This window comes from Rhodococcus sp. S3 (assembly GCF_058211795.1).
The window spans coordinates 518,543-532,427 of record NZ_CM177074.1 but is presented as its reverse complement, the minus strand read 5'-3'; the positions used below and the strand labels follow the sequence as shown (position 1 = coordinate 532,427).

Below are 13,885 nucleotides of genomic sequence, written 5' to 3'. Positions count from 1 at the left end.
GTCGCTCACCACGGGCACAGCGCAGTCCTTTGCTAGGGTTCGCACCATGCGGAACGTGCGAAGGTGGATCGGTGCTGCTGCTGTGCCCGTGCTGGTTCTCGCGGGAGGCGTGACACTCGCGGGAACCGCAGTGGCCCTTCCCGACACGGGTTCGGTCGCCGTGTCGAACGGCACCGACGCCCCGGTGACCTTCGAGGCCGACGGCACCACCTTCCACGGCAGCCTCCGCAACCCGGACGGAGCCGCGGTCGCCGCCGCACTGCTGCTCCCGGGCAGCGGCCCCACCGATCGCAACGGCAACCAGCCCGGCTTCGCGTCCGACACCCTGGTGCGCACCGCGGACGCACTCGCCGCCCACGGCATCGCGAGCCTGCGCTTCGACAAGATCGGGGCCGGTGAGACGGGTCTCGGGTCCTACACGGTCGAGACCATCGGCGAGTACGGCTTCACCGAGCAGGTCGACCACGCCGAGGCGGCGGTGCGTCTGCTCGCCGAACGCACCGGAGTCTCCCCCGAGGAGATCCTCGTCCTCGGACACAGCGAGGGTGCACTGACCGCCCTCGCACTCGCCGATCGCGGTATCGGAAGCGGCTTCGCACTTCTCGCTCCGCTGCCGATGCGCTACCTGGACCTGCTGACCGTCCAGCTGAATGCCGTGGTGGATTCCGGACAGCTCGGCCCCGACGGCGAGGCGGTCCGGGCCGACCTGTCGCGTGCCGTCGAGTCGCTGAGGACGACCGGGGCCTTCCCCACCGATCTGCACCCGATCCTCGCGCAGTTCGGCATGAACCCCGTGAACGCGAAGTTCCTCTTCGAGTCCGACAAGCTTGATCCGGCCGAGCTCGCCGCAGAACTGGCGGTCGACACCCCGGTGCTGCTCACCTGCTCCGACAAGGACCTGAACATCAGCTGCGCGCAGGTCGAGCCGCTGCGGGACGCCCTCGCCCACACCGCCCTGCAGTTCGAGCACTTCACCACCGCGAACCACAGCCTCGAGGAACTCGGCCCGCTGCAGCCCGGCCCGGCCGACCAGATGGCGCTGCTGCCCACCTCGTTCGAGTTCTCGGCGGCGATCGACGGCTGGGCGGCCGCACGCGGTCGCTGACTGTCGTGCTGCAGCTGATTGTCGTGGTGTAACTCGGGTATCCCGGGCGCATGACAGCACTGCACGCCGTGGCCCTGAACTGCACGCTCAAGCCGTCCCCCGCCGAGTCCAGCACCGACAAGATGGTGGCGCACGTGTTCGACGCACTGTCGAAGCACGACGTCAGCGTCGAAACCGTCCGAGTCGTCGACTTCGACGTCAAGCCCGGTGTCGAAGCCGACATGGGCGACGGGGATCAGTGGCCGGAGATCGTCGAGCGCATCGTCTCGGCCGACATCCTGCTCGTCGCCACACCGACCTGGGTGGGACACATGTCGAGCGTCGCCCAACGTGTCCTCGAGCGGCTCGATGCCGAACTGTCGAACACCGATGACGAGAACCGTCCACGCATGGTGGGCAAGGTCGGGATCGCCGCAGTCGTCGGCAACGAGGACGGCGCGCACAAGATCGTCGCCGACCTGTTCCAGAGTCTCAACGACATCGGTTTCTCGATCCCCGCGCAGGGCTCGACCTACTGGAACGGCGAGGCGATGTCGGGCACCGACTTCAAGGATCTCGACGAGATCCCCGAAGCGGTGCGCTCGACCACCGAATCCGTCGCCCGCAACGCCGTGCACCTGGCGACACTGTTGCGTCAGCGCCAGTACGCGCCCTACCCGGGATGAACCCGCCCGCCGGCCGGACGCCGACCGTCAGCGGCTGACGGCCTTCTGGTACCTGCGGATCGCGAACGGCACGAACACGATCAGCATCAACGCTGTCCACATCAGCGACGCGAGGACCGGATTCTGCAGGGGCCACACGTCGGGCGGCGGCACCATGGGATTGGTGTTGCCGAACAGTTCGCGGACCGCCTGCGTGACCGCCGAGATGGGATTCCACTCGGCGATGACGCGCAGCACCGTCGGCATCGACGACGGGTCGACGAACGTGTTGGCGATGAACGACAGCGGGAAGATCACCATGAAACTCGCGTTGTTGAAGACCTCCGGTGTGCGGATCCACATGCCGATCACGGCCATCACCCACGACAGAGCGTAGGCGAACAGCAGCAGCAACAGGTAGCCGGCGAGCGCCTCGCCCAGCGAGGTGTTGATCCGCCACCCCACGAGGAGACCGGTCAACGACATCACCACGAGGCTGAGCACGTTGATCAGCACGTCGGTGCTGGTACGGCCGATGAGTACCGCGGACGGGGCCATCGGCAGCGATCGGAACCGGTCGATGATGCCCTTCTGCAGGTCTTCGACCATCCCGAGGCCCGTCCAGGTGGACCCGAAGATGACCGTCTGGGTGAAGATACCTGCGATGAGGAACTCCCGGTACGAGATGCCGGGGACGTCGATCGCACTGCCGAAGACGTAGGCGAACAACAGCACGAACATGATCGGCGACAACGTCGTGAAGACCAGCAGATCCGGCACACGCTTGATCTTGATCATGTTGCGCTTGGCGATGGTCAGGCCGTCGGATGCGACCATCTCGAGTGTGTTCACGACACCGCCTCCTCGACCTTCTCGTCCGTCCCGCGACCGGTGAGCGTGAGGAACACGTCGTCGAGGGTCGGTTTCCGCAGAGCAACGTCGGAGACCCGGATGCCCGCGGCCGACAGCTTCCCCAGCGCCGCCACGAGCCCGTCGGTTCCGCCGCCCGAGTCGCCGCTGACCGGCACGGTGATGCGACCGGTGCTGCGCTCGACCCTGATCTTCCCAGCCGCCACCGATTCGAGCTCACGGACCGCTCGGTCTCGCTGGTCGGCGTCGGTCACGGCGAGTTCGATACGTTCGCCACCGACGCGGCTCTTGAGCTCGTCGGCCGTGCCGCGGGCGATGACCGCGCCCCGATCGATCACGACGATGTCGTCGGCGAGGCGTTCGGCCTCGTCCATGTACTGCGTCGTCAGCAACAGCGTCGTGCCGCGCTGTACGAGGGTGTCGATGACGTCCCACAACCCGAGGCGCGCCCGCGGATCGAGACCCGTCGTGGGTTCGTCGAGGAACAACACCGGAGGATCGGCGACGAGCGCACCGGCGAGATCGAGGCGGCGTCGCATACCGCCCGAATAACCCTTCACCGGGCGATCACCCGCTTCCTCGAGGTCGAACTGTTCGAGGAGCTCGCGGGCGCGGAGGCGACTCCGTTTGACGCCGAGGTGGTACAGCCGGCCGACCATCTCGAGGTTCTCGAACCCCGTGAGATATTCGTCGACCGCCGCGTACTGCCCCGACGCCCCGATCCGGGAACGAAGCTCCCGCGCCTCGGTGAGGACGTCGTATCCCGCCACTTCGGCGCGACCGGCATCGGGGACGAGCAGTGTCGTCAGCACCCGCACCGTGGTGGTCTTACCGGCGCCGTTGGGACCGAGCAGCGCGGTGACCGTCCCCTCCGGCACCCGCAGATCGACCCCGTCGAGTGCTCTGACCTGCCCGTATGTCTTGATCAGTCCTTCTGCAACTATGGCGTCGGCCATGAGTTTCTCCCTGACTGTGGTGGTGAGCACAGTGTGCACGAAGAGACCGACACGGTTCGACAGGTTTTCTCATCGCTTCGTCAGGCGGATCGCTCAGCCCGTCACCCGGGCGGCGTTGCCGGCATCGATCGGCAACACGGTGCCGGAGATGTGTGCGGACGCCTCGTCGGCGAAGAACAGGACCGCACGGGTGATCTCGGCCGGGTCGAGCCACGGCACCGGTTGTGCGTGCAGGGAGGCGAACACCGGGGCCACATCGTCGGCGGTCGGCTCTTCGAGGTCGGGCCGCAACATCCCGTAGAGCGCGTCGTTGTGGATCATCGGCGTGGAGATGTTGCCCGGGGCGACGGCGTTGACGGTGATGCCGTTCTGCGCGAGGTCCAGGGCCGCGCTCTTCGTCAGGCCGATCACGCCCCATTTCGACGCCGCATATGCGGCCATGTTGGTGTTGCCCGCTCGGCCGAGCATCGACGACACCGTGACGATGCGACCGTAGTCACGCTCGATCATCCCGGGCGCGACCGCGGCGACGGTGTTGAACACCCCGGTGAGATTGGACGAGATCGCTTCGTCCCACATCTGTTGCGGCATCCGGTGCACCGGTGCCGCCACCGACACCCCGGCATTGGCGACCGCGATGTCGATCCGCCCGAGTTCGGCGTGAGCACGGGCAACCAGAGCGTCCATCGCCGGACGGTCGGCGGTGTCGAGTGTCGCCGAGACGACCCGGCGACCGGTCGCCTCGACGAGTCGCACCGTCTCCGCCAGGTCCTCCTCGGTCGCCAGCGGATATCCCACCACCGGTGAGTCGGAGCACCGGTCGCAGACGACCACGTCGGCCCCTGCTTCGGCGAATGCGACGGCGTGCGAGCGTCCTTGGCCTCGCGCCGCTCCCGTCACGAATGCGACCCTGCCCTCGAAACCCATCATGACGTCCTTCCGTCGGCGCGTGATCGCCTCCTTTGTACCGCGCCGGGAGAGAGGACAGGTGAGTAAGTCCCGGACAGCGGACGTGTCCGGGAACCAGACGAAGATCAGAGTCCGGTCCGGGCCTTCACTCGTCCCTGCTCGACGGCCTCGTGCAGCGCCTGCAGGTCGCGTTCGTTGCGGTCGGCGTAGGACACCGCGAACGACGAGAGCGCCTCGTCGAACTCCTCGTCGGTGCCGAGATAGGCAGCCAGCGCGATCCGGTCGCCGGCCCGGGCGTGGGCATAGGCGAGGACCCGGCCGCAGAGTCGGCCGTAGAGTTTCATGCCCTTGGGCACCATCTCCTCGATCACCGCCGAACCCTTGCCGTCGCGGAGTTGGCGTATGTAGAAGTCCCGGTTCACGCCGTCGGCTCCGGCACCCTGCTGCCAGCCGAGGAAGATGTCGCTCGCGGACTGCATCAGCCGCTGACCGTCGACGACGCGTTCGCCCTCGTTCCGGAAGGTCGGACCGTCGACGTAGTACGACAGCACCGACCGCTGGGCCTCCTTCGCCTGGAGGAACAACGGATCGTCGTCGTCCGCACCCCGCAGCAGGAGGATCCACGCCCGCGTGCCGACGCTGCCCACTCCGACGACCTTCCGCGCGGCCTGGACCAGTTCGAACTGTTCGAGGAGGACCCGGCGGTCCCACTGCAGCGTCGCCCGGTACGAGCGGACGCGGTCGTGCAGTTCGTCGTAGATCGCTTCGGCGTCGAGGTCGGCGAAGACCTCTTCGACGGGCACGACGAGCGGCGGGTCGATGATGATCCGGCGGCGGCCGTCGGCGACGGTGGTGAGTTTCTCCAGGGCCTGGAGACTGTCGCGCCGTGAGGCCTTTTCGAGCGCTTTGCGGGTGCGCTTCTCCATCCGGGTGGTCAGCTTGTCGCCGAGCTCCGCCATCTCGGTGGTGGGATCGAGATGCGCGTAGCGCACCGCCATGTTCCCGAGTTGCGCCTGTCTGCACATGGTTTCGCGGTACTCCGCCGCACATGCGCGGGTGATCTTCCGGCGTTCCTTCGCGGTGAACCCGTTGTCGCGACCGGCGATCTCGAGACTCGCGACCAGACGCTTGACGTCCCATTCGAACGGTCCCGGATAGGTCTCGTCGAAGTCGTTGACGTCGAAGGCCGTTCTGCGTTCGGGGGTAGCGAACAGACCGAAATTGCTCGCGTGGGCGTCGCCGCACAGTTGGGTGTGCAGACCGCTGTTCGGTGTGCGCGACAGATCGTCGGCCATCACCAGCGCGGCGCCGCGGTAGAACGCGAAGGCCGATGTCGCCATGCGGCCGAAACGCACCGGGACGAGCTGCGGAACGCGGGTCTGCGCCTGACTCTCGAGCAGGGCGATCGGATCCCGGGACGACTTTCCGAGCTCGGCGAGCGACTCGACGGGAGTGACCCTCCGAGCGGCGAGACCGTTCTGGACCCGCTGTTCGCGGGTCGGATGCACGACATGTCCGTCCGTGACCGACACGGGTCCTCCCACAGGGATCCCACCGGAATGTGAGCTCTCATCGTAGGCGGGCCCGCCCGTCGGTGGGAGGGAAACGGTGTCAGGACCGCGACAGCACCAGACCCGAGGTCGGAACTCCTGTTCCTGCTGTGACCAGGACGTGGTCGACATCGTCGACCTGGTTGACGGCCGTGCCGCGGATCTGCCGGACGCCCTCGGCGATGCCGTTCATGCCGTGGATGTAGGCCTCGCCGAGCTGACCGCCGTGGGTGTTGATCGGCAATCTCCCGCCCACCTGGATGCCGTCGGCGACGAAGTCCTTGGCCTCTCCGCGTTCGCAGAATCCGAGTTCTTCGAGCTGCATGAGCACGTACGGGGTGAAGTGGTCGTAGAGCACGGCCGTGGCGATGTCCTGCGGTCCGATGCCCGCCTGCTCCCACAGTTGGTCGCCGACGATGCCCATCTCCGGCAGGCCTGTGAGCCCGTCGCGGTAGTAGCTGGTCATGATGTACTGGTCGGGGCCGCTCCCCTGCGCGGCGGCCGCGATGACCGCCGGGGTCTGCTTCAGGTCCTTCGCCCGCTCGGCGCTGGTGACGACGATGGCGACGCCGCCGTCCGATTCCTGGCAGCAGTCGAGCAGGTGCAGTGGCTCGGCGATCCATCGCGAGTTCTGGTGGTCCTCGAGCGTGATCGGCTTGCCGTGGAAGAACGCCTTCGGGTTGGTCGCGGCGTGGGCCCGATCGGCGACCGCCACGGCGCCGAAGTCGGCGCTCGTCGCCCCGGAGACGTGCATGTAGCGTTGCGCGACCATCGCGACGAACGAGGCCGGTGTGCTCAGCCCGTGCGGGTAGGAGAACGCGTTGTCGGTGCCCGACGAGTTCACCTGCGCGGCAAGGGCGGTGTTGACCTGTCCGTACCGCGCGCCGGACCGCTCGTTGAATGCCCGGTACGCGACCACCACGTCGGCCACGCCGGTCGCGACGGCCATCGCCGCCTGCTGCACCGTCGCGCACGCCGCACCGCCGCCGTAGTGGATGCGGGAGAAGAACTTCAGGCGCGGGATGCCCACCGAACGGGCCACGGCCACTTCGGTGTTGGTGTCCATCGTGAACGAGACGAGGCCGTCGACGTCGGCCGGGGTCAGTCCCGCGTCGTCGAGGGCGGCGCGCACCGCTTCGGCCGCGAGGCGGAGTTCGCTGCGGCCGGAGTCCTTCGAGAAGTCGGTCGCGCCGATGCCGACGATCGCCGCTGCACCCGACAGGCTGCTCATGCGGTGCCTCCGATCACGAAAGTGGCTGTGGCCGTGATGTGTTTGCCCAGGCTGTTGGTGCCGGCGATGTCGACGGTGACCAGTCCGTTCTCGACGGACGCAACGGTGCCCGAGAGGGTCAGGGTGTCGTAGGCGTACCAGGGCACACCCAGTCTCAGCGAGATCGACTTCACCACCGCGCGGGGGCCGGCCCAGTCGGTGACGTAGCGCTGCACGAGTCCGGTGTCGGTGAGGATGTTGACGAAGATGTCCTTCGATCCGCGCTGCTGCGCCTTGTCGCGGTCGTGGTGCACGTCCTGGAAGTCGCGTGTGGCCAGGGCCGTCGACACGATGAAGGTGGGATCGGCGTGGATCTCGAGGGAAGGCAGGCTCTCGCCCGTCGTGACGGTCGGGGTGCTCACACGTCCTCCTCGATCGGCTTCCAGGCGTACAGCGTCCACGGCTGCCCGCCGGTCTCGTCGTCGCCGGGGAAATCGAGGAAGGTGACCTCGACCGGCATCCCGATACGTACCTGCCCAGGATCGACGTCGCGGAGTTCACCGAGCATCCGGACACCCTCGTCGAGTTCGACGAGTGCGACGACGAAGGGCACCTGCCGCCCCGGCACCCTGGGCGCGTGGTGGACGACGAAACTGAACACCGTTCCGCGACCGGAGGACACGACGTAGTCGGTGGTCTTCGTCTTGTCGAGCCAGAGCGCCGGGACGGGTGGGTGCTGCAGAGTGCCGTCGGGGCGTCGCTGGATGCGCAGCTCGTGGGCGGCCACGCCGTCCCAGAAGAACTGCGTGTCGTGGGAGACGGACGGGCGCAGCATCCGCGTGGGGTCGAGATCGTCTGGAACCGCGGGTGCGGGCCGGTCCTGCGGTGTCTCCGCGTTCTCGTCCTTCGACGGCGGTGCGAACTTGAGGATGCGGAAGAGCATCTCGGCGACGACCTCGTCGCCGACCTTCCACAGGTTGCGGGTGGTGAAGAACCAGCCTTCCCCGAGTCCGGTCCGCTTCGGGCCGACGACGTCCTCGAGGGTGGACTCGATCGTCACCTGTTCGCCGTGGCGCAGGTAGCGGTGGTAGATCTGGTCGCAGTTGGTGGCGACCACCGAGGTGTAGCCGGCGTCGTCGAGGATCTGCGTCATCCGGCCGAGCGGGTCGTCCTTCTCGCGTTCGGCGCCGAGGCCGCGCATCGTCCACACCTGCGCCATCGCGGGCGGGGCCACGAGACCACCGTGACCGGCGGTGATCGCCGCGGTCTCGTCGGTGTAGATCGGGTTGTCGTCGCCGATCGCCTCGAGCCAGTTGCGGATCATCGGCATGTTCACCGGATCGCGGCCGGGCCGCGGCGCGGACGGGCCGTCGCCGCGTACCTTCTCGGCAGCCTGCAGGATCTCCTCGGGGGTCCTCCCCGGAACGTCTCGTATCACCGAATTCTTCTGTATCACCGAATTCTCCTGTGTCAACGCGGGACCCGCGGCATGCCCAGACCGGCGGTGGCGATCAGTTCGCGCATCACCTCGTTGACGCCACCACCGAAGGTGATGACGACATTGCGTTTGGCCATCATGTCGAGCCAGCGGAGCAGATCGGCGGTGTCGTCGGCGGCCGGATCGCCGAAGGCGCCGACGATCTCCTCGGCGAGGCGACCGACGCGCTGGATCCGTTCGGTGGCGAACACCTTGGTCGCCGAGGCATCTGCGATGTCGACGGCGTCGTTGCTGCTCGCCGCGACCTGCCAGTTGAGCAGTTCGTTGAGCCGCCAGGTCGCGTGGATCTCGCCGAGTGCGCGTCGCACCTCGGGGCGGTCCTGGAGTTCGTGGGCGCGGACCCACTCGACGAGCCGGTCGTAGATGCCGGCGACGCGACCGGCCGGGCCGAGCATGACGCGTTCGTGGTTGAGCTGGGTGGTGATGAGCTTCCAGCCCTTGTTCTCCTCGCCGACGAGCATCTCGACGGGAACGCGCACGTCGCTGTAGTAGGTGGCGTTGACGTGGTGGGCGCCGTCGCACGTGATGATCGGGGTCCAGCTGAAGCCGGGATCCTTGGTGTCGACGATGAGGACGGAGATGCCGCGGTGACGCGAGTCGGCGGGGCCGGTGCGGACGGCGAGCCAGATGTAGTCGGCGTCGTGCCCACCGGTCGTGAAGATCTTCTGCCCGTTGACGATGTAGTGGTCGCCGTCCCGGACCGCGGTGGTGCGCAGGGCCGCGAGGTCGGTACCGGCCTCGGGTTCGGAGTAGCCGATCGCGAAGTGCACCTCGCCGGCGAGGATGGCGGGCAGGAACTTCCGCTTCTGCTCGTCGGTGCCGTAGACCTGCAGGGTCGGGCCGACGGTCTGCAGGGTGACGCTCGGCAGCGGGACGTCGGCGCGGACGGCCTCGTTCGCGAAGATCTGCTGCTCCACGTCGCCGAAGCCGCGGCCGCCGAATTCGACGGGCCAGCCGACGCCGAGCCAGCCGTCCTTGCCCATGCGACGCACGACCTCGCGGTAGGTGGGGCCGTGCCGCTCCGTGCACATGATCGCGGCCTCCTCGGGTGAGACGAGGCTGCTGAAGTAGCGCCGCAGTTCGGCCTGCAGTGCGCGCTGGTCGTCGGTCAGATCGATGAACACCGGGCCCCCACGAGGTCGAGTCGGAACGAGGCGCCGCCGAGCAACCGGGCGAGGTCCTTGGCGGTCGACGAGTACTTGTGCAGCGGATAGGTCTCGTCCACACCCACGCCGCCGTGCAGGTGGTGCAGCACCCGCATGGCCGGCGGCAGTTCGGCGGCGATCCAGTAGGCGGTGACGTCGAGATCGTCCGCGGCGTCGAGACCTTCGGCCAGACGCCAGACCGACGACAGCGCCGCGACGTGCAGGGTGCGGGCGGTGACGTACACGTCGGCGATCTGCTGTGCGACGGCCTGGAAGGTCGCGAGCGGCTTGCCGAACTGGTGTCGTTCGCTGACGTGCTTCGCCGTGAGTTCGGTTGCTCCGGAGAGCAGTCCGTCGGCGAAGGCCGCCACGGCGGCGAGCGCGATCCGGTGGAGCGTCGCCACGGCGTCGGTTCCGGATCCGGCGAGCAGGACTCCTACGGCGCCGTCGGCGCGCACCGAGAACTCGGGAGAGCCGGTCGAGGTGGGACTCGGACGCAGGGTCACACCCGCAGCATCGGGAGCCACCGCGACCACGCCCGCGTCGGTGGGCAGCAGCGCGATGCGTGCCCGGTCGGCGTAGGGCACGGCGACGAACGAACCGGTGACCGCGTGGCCCCCGTCGGTGGCGACCGCCGTGGCGGCCGGCCGCTCCGGGAAGGCGCGCCCCGGTTCGCCGAGCGCGGCCGTGAGCACGGCTCCTTCGGCGACACCGGCGAGCAGGTCGTCCTGCTGCTGTTCGGAGGCGAGCGCAAGGATCGGCAGGACGCCCAGGCCGAGGGTGGCCAGCGCCGGGGTCTGCGCGGCTCCGCGTCCGATCTCGGTGAGTACGGTGGCGACTTCGCCGAGTCCGAGGCCCGATCCGCCGAGACGCTCCGGCAGGGCGAGCGAGAGCAGGTCGGCGTCGGCCAGCGCGGCCCACAACGCGTCGTCGGTGAGGCCGCGTTTCAGGAGACCGGCCGCCACACCGGCGATCTCCTCCTGTGTCTCGTCACGTGCGAAGTCCACCGTCACCCACCTTCGAATAGAACGTGTTCTAGTTGTAGCACTCCCGGGCGCCCCGCGGAAGGACCGCTCAGCCGCGCGGCAGGCCCAGGAGGCGCTCGGCCGCCACGGTGAGCAGGATCTGCTCGGTTCCCCCGGCGATCGTCAGGCACCGGGTGTTGAGGAACTCCCGGGTGAGCGAACCTTCCACCCAGCCGGCCTCGCCCGCGAGATCCATGGCGAGCTCGGCGGTGTCCTGCCGCTGCCGCACACCGATGAGCTTGCGGACGCTGGACGCGGCGCCCGGATCCTGACCTTCGAGCTGCGCGAGGGTCGCCCGCAGATCCAGGAGCGAACCGACCGTCGCCTCCCCGATCTGTGTCGCGATGCGGTCCTCGGCGACGGGATCGCCGGGGGTCGACAGTTCGAGCAGTTCCTCGATGCGCGGCCCCAGCGACGACTTGCCGCCCATGGCGACGCGCTCGTTGGCGAGGGTCGTGCGGGCCAGCTTCCAGCCGTCGCCGAGATTGCCGACCACACAGTCGTCCGGCACGAAGACCGAGTCGAGGAAGACCTCGTTGAACAACGCGTCGCCGGTGATCTCGCGCAACGGCGAGATCGTGATGCCCGCCGACTTCATGTCGACGAGGAAATAGGTGATGCCCTTGTGCTTGGGGACGTCACGGTCGGTGCGGGCCAGACAGATCGCCCAGTCCGCCTGCTGCGCGAGCGAGGTCCACACCTTCTGTCCGCGCAACACCCATCCGCCGTCGACCTTCTCGGCGCTCGTGCGCAGCGCCGCGAGGTCCGAGCCGGCACCGGGTTCGGAGAACAACTGACACCACACCACGTCGCCGCGCAGGGTAGGCATGACGAAACGCTCGATCTGTTCGGGTGTTCCGTGTTCGAGGACCGTCGGAACCGCCCACCAGCCGATCACGAGGTCGGGACGTTCGATACCGGCGGCGGTGAGCTCCTCCTGGACGACGAGCTGTTCGGCGGCGCCGGCTCCGCGACCGTAGGGCGGCGGCCAGTGCGGCGCGAGCAGACCCGACTCGGCGAGGGCGACACGGCGCTCGGATTCGGGTGCGGCCGTGATCTTCTCGACCTCCGCGCGGATCCGTGCGCGTTCCTCCTCGTGATCGGACAGGTCGATACCGAGGTGACGGCGCGCACCGTCGCGGACCAGGGTCGTCAGCCGCGATCGCCACGCGGTGGAACCGCCGAGCACCTGGCGGGTCGCGACCGCGCGGCGAAGATAGAAGTGCGCGTCGTGTTCCCACGTGAACCCGATGCCGCCGAGCACCTGGATCGCGTCCTTGACGGTCTGCACCGCAGCGTCGAGTGCGACCGCCGCGGCGGCAGCCGCCGCGATCGGCAGTTCGTCGGGCTGCGCGTCGACGGTGACCGCGGCGTCCCACGCCACGGCCCGGATCTTCTCGGTGCGGCAGAGCATTTCGGCACAGATGTGCTTGACGGCCTGGAACGAACCGATCGGTTTCCCGAACTGCTCGCGGATCTTCGCGTACTCGACGGCGGTGGTCAGCGCCCAACCGGCGAGACCGGCCAGCTCCGCGGCGGCGAGACCGGCGGTGAGGTCGCGCACGAAGCCGGCCGGGACGGTCGCGACCCGGTCGGCCGGGACCGTCGCGCCGTCGAGGCGGACGCGGGCCACCGCGCGGGAGGCGTCGATGGTCTCGAGCGGCTCGATGTGCAGACCCGGATCGTCGGGTTCGACGAGCGCCCAGCGCTCCACGGCCGAATCGCCTTCGAGACGCACGAGCACGGCGCTCCCGGCTTCGGCACCCACGGCCGGTCCGGCCTCACCGCGCAGCACGACGCCGTCGCCCGCCGCCTCCGCGGTCACGGTCGAATCGAGCGCGAGCGCGGTGGGGACCTCCCCCTCGGCGAGCCGCTCCGTCGTCTTGGCGACGGTCTCACCGGCACTGCCGAACACGAGGGCCGCCACGGCGGTCGTCAGGACCGGGCCCGGCGCGAGTTCGTGAGCGGCCTGCTCGAGCATGACGGCCAGATCCACAGCAGTCGCGCCGAGGCCACCCGCCTCCTCCGGGACGGCGACGCCGAAGATTCCGAGTTCTGCGAGGGAGGACCAGCCGTCACGCCACGTCGCGTCGCCTGTGCGACGTATCGTCGACATGGGGTCTACGGCACGTGACCAGGCATGGACAGACGCCTGGACGGCCCGCTGCTCCTCGGTCGTGGCGATACTCACAGCGGTTTCCGCCCTTCCGAATGACATCATTGCTAGAACGTGTTCTAATATGACACCGATTCAGAGTCAAGGCGTGAGGAAACGAATCTATGGCCACCCCGTCCCGCTCCCGTGCCAACGGACACGGAACTCTGACCGCCCTCACCGAGGACGATCTCAGTTCCAATGCCCAGAAGGAACGGCGCAAGCGGATTCTCGACGCCACCCTGGCGCTCGCGTCGAAGGGTGGTTACGAGGCCGTGCAGATGCGGGCGGTGGCAGAACGCGCGGACGTCGCGGTCGGCACCCTCTACCGGTACTTCCCGTCCAAGGTCCACCTGCTGGTCTCCGCCCTCGGCCGTGAATTCGCCCGCATCGAGGGCAAGGGCCGGATCCCCCCGGGCCACAGCCCGCTCGAGCGCATGCACCTCATCCTGAGTCTGATCACCAAGGCCATGCAGCGCGATCCCCTGCTCACCGAGGCCATGACGCGGGCGTTCATGTTCGCCGACGCCTCCGCCGCCGCCGAGGTCGACCAGGTGGGCATCCTCATGGACCGCTTGTTCGCGCGAGCCATGAACGACGGCGAACCCACCGAGGAAGAACTCGCCATCGCACGCGTCATCAGCGACGTATGGCTGTCGAATCTCGTCGCGTGGCTCACGCGCCGTTCGTCGGCCACCGATGTCGCCCGTCGGCTCGAACTGACCGTGGATCTGCTGCTCGGCGACGGCTCACGAGCACCGAAGACGGTCGCGTCGGAAGCATGACGGTACTCGCGCCGCAAGCCCGACGTCCGATCC

The 13,885-nt window shown here is 68.4% G+C and carries 13 protein-coding genes; 3 read left to right on the top strand and 10 right to left on the bottom strand.

What is annotated here, in order from left to right; translation table 11 throughout:
* Positions 1-46: 46 nt before the first annotated feature.
* Both AC0LPE_RS02490 and AC0LPE_RS02485 read left to right on the top strand, forming a co-directional pair.
* Positions 47-1,105, top strand: a complete 1,059-nt coding sequence (locus tag AC0LPE_RS02490) for an alpha/beta hydrolase family protein (protein ID WP_490605535.1) — start codon at positions 47-49, stop codon at positions 1,103-1,105.
* 50 nt (positions 1,106-1,155) lie between these two features.
* Complete coding sequence (locus AC0LPE_RS02485) at positions 1,156-1,770, top strand: flavodoxin family protein (RefSeq protein WP_019290163.1); 615 nt, start codon at positions 1,156-1,158, stop codon at positions 1,768-1,770.
* A gap of 27 nt (positions 1,771-1,797) precedes the next feature.
* Here AC0LPE_RS02485 and AC0LPE_RS02480 read toward each other — a convergent pair whose 3' ends face one another.
* The 10 genes from AC0LPE_RS02480 to AC0LPE_RS02435 all read right to left on the bottom strand — a co-directional run bounded on the left by AC0LPE_RS02480 (position 1,798) and on the right by AC0LPE_RS02435 (position 13,103).
* Entirely contained in the window at positions 1,798-2,586 is a 789-nt protein-coding gene (locus AC0LPE_RS02480; protein ID WP_172415019.1) for an ABC transporter permease, read from the bottom strand.
* Between the two features lie 11 nt (positions 2,587-2,597).
* Positions 2,598-3,575, bottom strand: coding sequence for an ATP-binding cassette domain-containing protein (locus AC0LPE_RS02475; protein ID WP_088899072.1), 978 nt, complete (start codon positions 3,573-3,575; stop codon positions 2,598-2,600).
* 93 nt (positions 3,576-3,668) lie between these two features.
* Entirely contained in the window at positions 3,669-4,505 is an 837-nt protein-coding gene (locus AC0LPE_RS02470; RefSeq protein WP_172415016.1) for a mycofactocin-coupled SDR family oxidoreductase, read from the bottom strand.
* A 104-nt stretch (positions 4,506-4,609) separates the two neighbouring features.
* Positions 4,610-6,016, bottom strand: coding sequence for a DUF2252 domain-containing protein (locus tag AC0LPE_RS02465; RefSeq protein WP_490605534.1), 1,407 nt, complete (start codon positions 6,014-6,016; stop codon positions 4,610-4,612).
* A 79-nt stretch (positions 6,017-6,095) separates the two neighbouring features.
* Positions 6,096-7,265 (bottom strand): lipid-transfer protein, encoded by a 1,170-nt coding sequence (locus AC0LPE_RS02460; protein WP_490605533.1) that lies wholly within the window; start codon positions 7,263-7,265, stop codon positions 6,096-6,098.
* Positions 7,262-7,666 carry a MaoC family dehydratase gene (locus AC0LPE_RS02455; RefSeq protein WP_490605532.1) on the bottom strand — a complete coding sequence of 135 codons (405 nt, stop codon included), beginning with the start codon at positions 7,664-7,666 and terminating at the stop codon, positions 7,262-7,264. Before AC0LPE_RS02455 ends, AC0LPE_RS02460 begins: the two co-directional genes overlap by 4 nt.
* Positions 7,663-8,682 carry a bifunctional MaoC family dehydratase N-terminal/OB-fold nucleic acid binding domain-containing protein gene (locus AC0LPE_RS02450; protein WP_490606301.1) on the bottom strand — a complete coding sequence of 340 codons (1,020 nt, stop codon included), beginning with the start codon at positions 8,680-8,682 and terminating at the stop codon, positions 7,663-7,665. Before AC0LPE_RS02450 ends, AC0LPE_RS02455 begins: the two co-directional genes overlap by 4 nt.
* Before the next feature lie 32 nt (positions 8,683-8,714).
* Complete coding sequence (locus AC0LPE_RS02445; RefSeq protein WP_160876995.1) at positions 8,715-9,866, bottom strand: acyl-CoA dehydrogenase family protein; 1,152 nt, start codon at positions 9,864-9,866, stop codon at positions 8,715-8,717.
* Positions 9,851-10,894: an acyl-CoA dehydrogenase family protein gene (locus AC0LPE_RS02440; protein WP_490605531.1), complete on the bottom strand. Its 1,044-nt coding sequence runs from the start codon at positions 10,892-10,894 to the stop codon at positions 9,851-9,853. The genes AC0LPE_RS02445 and AC0LPE_RS02440 overlap by 16 nt, the downstream gene beginning before the upstream one ends.
* A 67-nt stretch (positions 10,895-10,961) precedes the next feature.
* Positions 10,962-13,103, bottom strand: coding sequence for an acyl-CoA dehydrogenase family protein (locus AC0LPE_RS02435; RefSeq protein ID WP_490605530.1), 2,142 nt, complete (start codon positions 13,101-13,103; stop codon positions 10,962-10,964).
* Between the two features lie 89 nt (positions 13,104-13,192).
* On the opposite strand from AC0LPE_RS02435, the gene kstR reads away from it, so the two are divergent.
* A complete protein-coding gene (gene kstR / locus AC0LPE_RS02430; RefSeq protein ID WP_490605529.1) occupies positions 13,193-13,852 on the top strand; it encodes a cholesterol catabolism transcriptional regulator KstR in 660 nt (219 codons plus the stop codon).
* Positions 13,853-13,885 lie beyond the last annotated feature (33 nt).

Coding starts and splice junctions, on each gene's coding strand:
- kstR (WP_490605529.1), top strand. CDS start 13,193: ATGGCCACCCCGTCCCGCTCCCGTGCCAACGGACACGGAACTCTGACC.
- AC0LPE_RS02470 (WP_172415016.1), bottom strand. CDS start 4,505: ATGATGGGTTTCGAGGGCAGGGTCGCATTCGTGACGGGAGCGGCGCGA.
- AC0LPE_RS02490 (WP_490605535.1), top strand. CDS start 47: ATGCGGAACGTGCGAAGGTGGATCGGTGCTGCTGCTGTGCCCGTGCTG.
- AC0LPE_RS02485 (WP_019290163.1), top strand. CDS start 1,156: ATGACAGCACTGCACGCCGTGGCCCTGAACTGCACGCTCAAGCCGTCC.
- AC0LPE_RS02475 (WP_088899072.1), bottom strand. CDS start 3,575: ATGGCCGACGCCATAGTTGCAGAAGGACTGATCAAGACATACGGGCAG.
- AC0LPE_RS02480 (WP_172415019.1), bottom strand. CDS start 2,586: ATGGTCGCATCCGACGGCCTGACCATCGCCAAGCGCAACATGATCAAG.
- AC0LPE_RS02460 (WP_490605533.1), bottom strand. CDS start 7,265: ATGAGCAGCCTGTCGGGTGCAGCGGCGATCGTCGGCATCGGCGCGACC.